Here is a 4,939-nt window from a genome sequence, read left to right as displayed (position 1 = left end):
GCACCGACCTCGACTATGAGATGCAGATGGCCGGCATGAACGAGACCATGGCGCCCCAACTGCAGACGGTTTTTCTGCCCGCCAGTCCTTCGGTACGCACCATTACCGCCACACTTGTTCGCCAGATTGCCTCGATGGGCGGCGACATTCGCCCCTTCGTGCCGGCGGCGGTTGCCGGTGCGCTCACAGCCAAGTTCAAGAAGTAAGTTTTCGGAGAAAACCATGCAGCTGAAAAAGCTAGCCTCGTTCCTTGTCGTGCTCGCCGGTCTTGTGGCTGTGTCGGTCTCGGCTTTCGCCGCCGACCCGGAAAACACAATGATCATCACGCTGAAGGACGGCGACGTCACCATTGCGCTGAGGCCCGATCTTGCGCCAAAGCATGTCGAGCAGATCAAGAAGCTGGTGCGCCAAGGCGCCTATGACAACGTCGCCTTCCATCGCGTCATCGACGGCTTCATGGCGCAGACCGGCGACGTCAAGTTCGGCAATATGAAAAAGGGTTTCAGCGCCGAGGCCGCCGGCACCGGCGGTTCCGACCTGCCCGACCTGCCGGCCGAATTCTCACAGACCGAACATTATAAGCGCGGCGTGGTCGGTATGGCCCGCTCGCAGGACCCAAATTCGGCCAATTCGCAGTTCTTCATCATGTTCGCTCCGGCACCGCCCCTCGATGGCCAGTACACGATCGTCGGCAATGTCGTCAGCGGCATGGAACTGGTGGACCAAATCAAGAAGGGCGACCAGGCGGACAACGGCACGGTCACCGATCCCGACCGGATGATTAAGGTGCGCATCGCCGCCGACAAGTAAATTGTCGAATAACTCTGTTTCTCAAAAGGATATCTGACATGGCCGAAATCAAGGATCGCGAGAACGCGCTCATCATGGAAACGACCAAGGGCAAGGTCGTCATCGAACTTTTCCCCGACCTGGCGCCCGGCCATGTCGCCCGCATCAAGGAACTGGCCAGGGAAGGCGCCTATGACGGCGTGGTCTTCCACCGCGTCATCGAGGGTTTCATGGCGCAGACCGGCGACGTCAAGTTCGGCAATTCGAGCAAGCCTTCCTTCGCGCCGTCCCGCGCGGGCATGGGCGGCTCTGAAAAGCCGGATTTGAAGGCTGAATTCTCCAACGCCAACCATGCTCGCGGCACCTGCTCGATGGCCCGCTCGCAGAACCCGAACTCGGCCAATTCGCAGTTCTTCATCTGCTTCGACGATGCCGCCTTCCTCAACCGCCAGTACACGGTCTGGGGCCAGGTCATCGAAGGCATGGACAATGTCGACAAGATCAAGCGCGGCGAGCCGGTGCAGGATCCCGACAAGATCGTGTCGCTGAAAGTCGCGGCCGACGTCAAGTAAGGGCAAACGACAATGATGGGCGTCGTCTGGTCGCTTCTCGGCATCCTGTCCGGCGCCTTCATTGCCATTCAGGCGCCGATCAATTCGCAGCTGGCGCGCGGCCTGGGCCTCCCGGTCGCGGCGGCTGCGTTTTCGTTCCTGTCGGGCGCGATCGTGCTCGGTATCATCTCCGTCACGGTGGTGAAGCTGCAAGGCATCTCGCTCGACTGGAAGGCGCCGGCGCCCTGGCTGTTCGTGGCCGGCGGCATGCTGGGCGGTTTCTATGTCACGCTGTCGACGATTCTCACGCCACGCATAGGTGCGGCCGCGCTGATGGCGTTTCTGGTCACCGGCCAGTTGCTGGCCGGCATGCTCATCGATCGCGTCGGCTTCCTCGGCGTCGCGGTGCGTGAAATCTCGCTCGGCCGCGTTGCCGGCGCGGTGCTGCTGCTGGCCGGAGCGCTGCTCGTCCGGCTCTACTGATGCGCGTCGATCTCTTTGACTTCGACTTGCCGGAGGAGCGCATCGCGCTTCGTCCGGCGGAGCCGCGCGACAGCGCCAAGATGCTGGTGGTCAAACCCGGCGAAGGGTTCGACGACCGCAGGGTTGGCGACCTGCCGTCCTTGCTCAGGGCCGGCGACGTGCTGGTGTTCAACGACACCAAGGTCATTCCAGCGCAGCTCAAAGGCATCCGGAGGCGAGGCGAAGTGACAGCGCAGGTCGAAGCCACGCTGCATATGCGCATGGCGCCGGACCGCTGGCTGGCCTTCATGCGGCCGGGCAAGCGCATTGCCGCCGGCGACCGCATCCATTTCGGCCATGACGGCAATTCCTGTTTGCTCGGTCAGCTCGACGCCACGGTGATCGAGAAAGGCGAGGGCGGCGAAGCGCTGCTTGGCTTCGATCTGTCGGGGCCGTTCCTCGACGAGGCGCTGCACGCGGTCGGCCACATTCCGCTGCCGCCCTACATCGCCTCGAAACGCGACGACGACGAACGCGACCGGGCCGACTACCAGACCATCTATGCAAGCGAGGAAGGCGCCGTCGCGGCTCCGACAGCGGGCCTGCATTTCACGCCGGAGCTTTTTGCAGCGCTTGACAGCAAGGGCATCGAACGCCGCTTCGTCACCTTGCATGTCGGCGCCGGTACGTTCCTGCCGGTGAAGGCCGACGACACCGCCGACCACAAGATGCATGCCGAGACCGGTTCGGTCAGCGAAGCTACTGCGGACGCCCTGAATGCTGCAAGAGCAAGAGGCGGGCGCGTCGTTGCCGTCGGCACGACCTCGCTGCGACTGCTGGAGAGTGCGGCGCGTGAGGACGGTACTCTGGCTGCGTGGTCCGGTCCGACCGATATCTTCATCACGCCCGGCTACCGTTTTCGCACCGCCGACGTGCTGATGACCAATTTCCATCTGCCGCGCTCGACGCTGTTCATGCTTGTCTCGGCCTTCAGCGGCCTCGACACGATGCGTGCGGCCTATGCCCATGCGATCGAGAACCGTTACAGATTCTATTCCTATGGCGACGCAAGCCTGCTTTTCCGAGCGGAGACGAGCGATGGACGATGATCTGCAAGCCTTTGACCGCTATGCGCTGAATGCGGAATTGAAAAAGCTGCGCGCCGGCATTCGCCAGCACCTCGATTCCGCCATGCGCGGCTGCATCCACTACCGCCAGTCGCTCGACAATCAGGCGCCGGACGCCCCGATCCACGACAAGGAATTCAATGGCTAAGCCGTTCAGCTTCAAGGTTCTGGCAACCGACGGCAAGGCGCGACGCGGCGTGATCGACATGCCGCGCGGCGAAATCCGCACGCCGGCCTTCATGCCGGTCGGCACCGGCGGCACCGTCAAGGCCATGTATATGGACCAGGTGCGCGGTGTCGGCGCCGACATCATCCTGGGCAACACCTATCATCTGATGCTGCGGCCCGGCGCCGAGCGTGTGGCGCGGCTCGGCGGTTTGCATGAATTCGCCCGCTGGCCGCATCCTATCCTGACCGACAGCGGCGGTTTCCAGGTGATGTCGCTGTCGAAGCTGAGAAAGCTGACCGAAAAGGGCGTCACCTTCCGCTCGCATATCGATGGCGCCGCCTACGAGATGTCGCCGGAGCGTTCGATAGAGATCCAGGGATTGCTCGATTCCGATATCCAGATGCAGCTTGACGAATGCACGGCGCTGCCGGCCGAGATGAAGGAAATCGAGCGCGCCATGGAGCTGTCGTTGCGTTGGGCCGAGCGCTGCAAGACGGCGTTCGGCGATCAGCCGGGCAAGGCGATGTTCGGCATCGTGCAAGGCGGCGACAACGCGGCGCTGCGGGAGCGCTCGGCGCAGGCGCTGAGCGCGATGGAGCTGAAGGGCTATGCGGTCGGCGGCCTGGCCGTCGGCGAACCGCAAGCGGTGATGCTCGAGATGCTCGACATCACCTGCCCGGAACTGCCAGCGGACAAGCCGCGCTATCTGATGGGTGTCGGCACGCCCGACGATATCCTGAAATCGGTGGCGCGCGGCATCGACATGTTCGACTGCGTGATGCCGACACGGGCCGGCCGCCACGGCCTTGCCTATACAAGGCGCGGCAAGGTCAATCTGCGCAACGCCCGCCATGCCGACGATCCACGGCCGCTCGACGAGGAAAGCGACTGCCCGGCCGCCCGGGACTACTCACGCGCCTATCTGCATCATCTGGTGCGCTCGCAAGAAGCGCTCGGTGCTATGCTTTTGACCTGGAACAACCTTTCTTACTATCAAAAGCTGATGCAGGACATCCGCGCTGCGATCGAGACCGGCGCCTTCGAGGCGCGCGGCGCGGAAATCACCGAGGGCTGGGCGAGGGGCGATATCCCGTTGCTGTGAGGCCTCAAGTGCTGAGCGAATTCGAGGCGCGCAGGCTGCAGCCGGTGATCTGGAACGTGCCATCGGGCTGTTGCTGCAACGTGTAGACCGCCTCGTAATCCTTGCCGTCGGGGCCGACGATCAGCACCTGCTGGACGATCGAACCCGGAGCGGTCTCCTCGACCTTGCCGAAGGAATAGGTCCGCGGCTTGCGCACCGGCGGATAGCCGTTGGTCACCATGTTCATGAAGGCATCGACGGTCGGGAAGATCCGCTTCACATTCGGGGCGGCGAAGCTGTAGGCGGTGGCGCCGTCATTGGCGATGAGGGCCTTTAGCTGACTGTCGATGACGGACTGGCCCGCCTTGATCTCGGCATCGCCGGCCAATACCGACGACGCGAAGAGGAATGGAACGACTGCGATTGCGAAAAAGGCGCGGCGCATGGCCTGTCTCCGTTATCCCGCGAAATATCTTCCCTCGAAATGCTGCTGTCCGAAGACACATCATAACATACGCTTGGCAGCGCATCGCGGTTTCAGCGATTGCGAATATTCACTGGCGATCGGTGACAAGTTCCACGCCAGTGGCGGAGTTGCAGCAGGCGGTAGCCTAGGCCCGAGCCGGCTGAGCATTCATTCCAGCGCTTGAAAGCCCGCCTCCAGTCTGCCAGAAGGGCCGCTGGACTTGGACGTTTAGCGGGACGAAGCCATGAAGGCGTTTTTCGTGCAGATCAAATGCGAGCTCGGCAAATCCTATGA

Annotated in this window: 7 protein-coding genes and 1 pseudogene; 7 read left to right on the top strand and 1 reads right to left on the bottom strand. The window is 62.7% G+C overall.

All coding sequences use genetic code 11. The features are described from left to right. The 7 genes and pseudogenes from EN939_RS20720 to tgt all read left to right on the top strand — a co-directional run. A pseudogene (locus EN939_RS20720) lies at positions 1-206 on the top strand (pantetheine-phosphate adenylyltransferase); the annotation flags it as partial. Between the two features lie 16 nt (positions 207-222). Then, the gene (locus EN939_RS20715; protein ID WP_127269468.1) at positions 223-810 is read left to right on the top strand and encodes a peptidylprolyl isomerase; all 588 of its coding nucleotides are present in this window, start codon (positions 223-225) and stop codon (positions 808-810) included. A 38-nt stretch (positions 811-848) separates the two neighbouring features. Continuing rightward, positions 849-1,361: a peptidylprolyl isomerase gene (locus EN939_RS20710; protein WP_127269467.1), complete on the top strand. Its 513-nt coding sequence runs from the start codon at positions 849-851 to the stop codon at positions 1,359-1,361. 12 nt (positions 1,362-1,373) lie between these two features. Next, positions 1,374-1,823, top strand: coding sequence for a DMT family transporter (locus EN939_RS20705; protein WP_127269466.1), 450 nt, complete (start codon positions 1,374-1,376; stop codon positions 1,821-1,823). Further along, complete coding sequence (gene queA, locus EN939_RS20700) at positions 1,823-2,911, top strand: tRNA preQ1(34) S-adenosylmethionine ribosyltransferase-isomerase QueA (protein WP_127269465.1); 1,089 nt, start codon at positions 1,823-1,825, stop codon at positions 2,909-2,911. Before EN939_RS20705 ends, queA begins: the two co-directional genes overlap by 1 nt. Continuing rightward, complete coding sequence (locus EN939_RS38125) at positions 2,901-3,077, top strand: hypothetical protein (RefSeq protein ID WP_164749036.1); 177 nt, start codon at positions 2,901-2,903, stop codon at positions 3,075-3,077. Before queA ends, EN939_RS38125 begins: the two co-directional genes overlap by 11 nt. Then, positions 3,070-4,200, top strand: a complete 1,131-nt coding sequence (tgt, locus tag EN939_RS20695; RefSeq protein WP_127269464.1) for a tRNA guanosine(34) transglycosylase Tgt — start codon at positions 3,070-3,072, stop codon at positions 4,198-4,200. Before EN939_RS38125 ends, tgt begins: the two co-directional genes overlap by 8 nt. Positions 4,201-4,204: 4 nt before the next feature. Here the strand turns inward: tgt and EN939_RS20690 are convergent, their stop codons facing one another. Continuing rightward, positions 4,205-4,624, bottom strand: a complete 420-nt coding sequence (locus EN939_RS20690) for a DUF4864 domain-containing protein (RefSeq protein WP_127269463.1) — start codon at positions 4,622-4,624, stop codon at positions 4,205-4,207. Positions 4,625-4,939: the final 315 nt, after the last annotated feature.

The sequence above is a fragment of the Mesorhizobium sp. M7A.F.Ca.CA.002.05.1.1 genome (assembly GCF_003998335.1).
Taxonomy (GTDB): domain Bacteria; phylum Pseudomonadota; class Alphaproteobacteria; order Rhizobiales; family Rhizobiaceae; genus Mesorhizobium.
This window is presented reverse-complemented; position numbering and strand designations above follow the sequence as displayed.

What these genes read in the sequence shown, in the direction of transcription:
- EN939_RS20715 (WP_127269468.1), top strand. Translation starts at nt 223, where the DNA reads ATGCAGCTGAAAAAGCTAGCCTCGTTCCTTGTCGTGCTCGCCGGTCTT.
- queA (WP_127269465.1), top strand. Translation starts at nt 1,823, where the DNA reads ATGCGCGTCGATCTCTTTGACTTCGACTTGCCGGAGGAGCGCATCGCG.
- EN939_RS20705 (WP_127269466.1), top strand. Translation starts at nt 1,374, where the DNA reads ATGATGGGCGTCGTCTGGTCGCTTCTCGGCATCCTGTCCGGCGCCTTC.
- EN939_RS20690 (WP_127269463.1), bottom strand. Translation starts at nt 4,624, where the DNA reads ATGCGCCGCGCCTTTTTCGCAATCGCAGTCGTTCCATTCCTCTTCGCG.
- tgt (WP_127269464.1), top strand. Translation starts at nt 3,070, where the DNA reads ATGGCTAAGCCGTTCAGCTTCAAGGTTCTGGCAACCGACGGCAAGGCG.
- EN939_RS38125 (WP_164749036.1), top strand. Translation starts at nt 2,901, where the DNA reads ATGGACGATGATCTGCAAGCCTTTGACCGCTATGCGCTGAATGCGGAA.
- EN939_RS20710 (WP_127269467.1), top strand. Translation starts at nt 849, where the DNA reads ATGGCCGAAATCAAGGATCGCGAGAACGCGCTCATCATGGAAACGACC.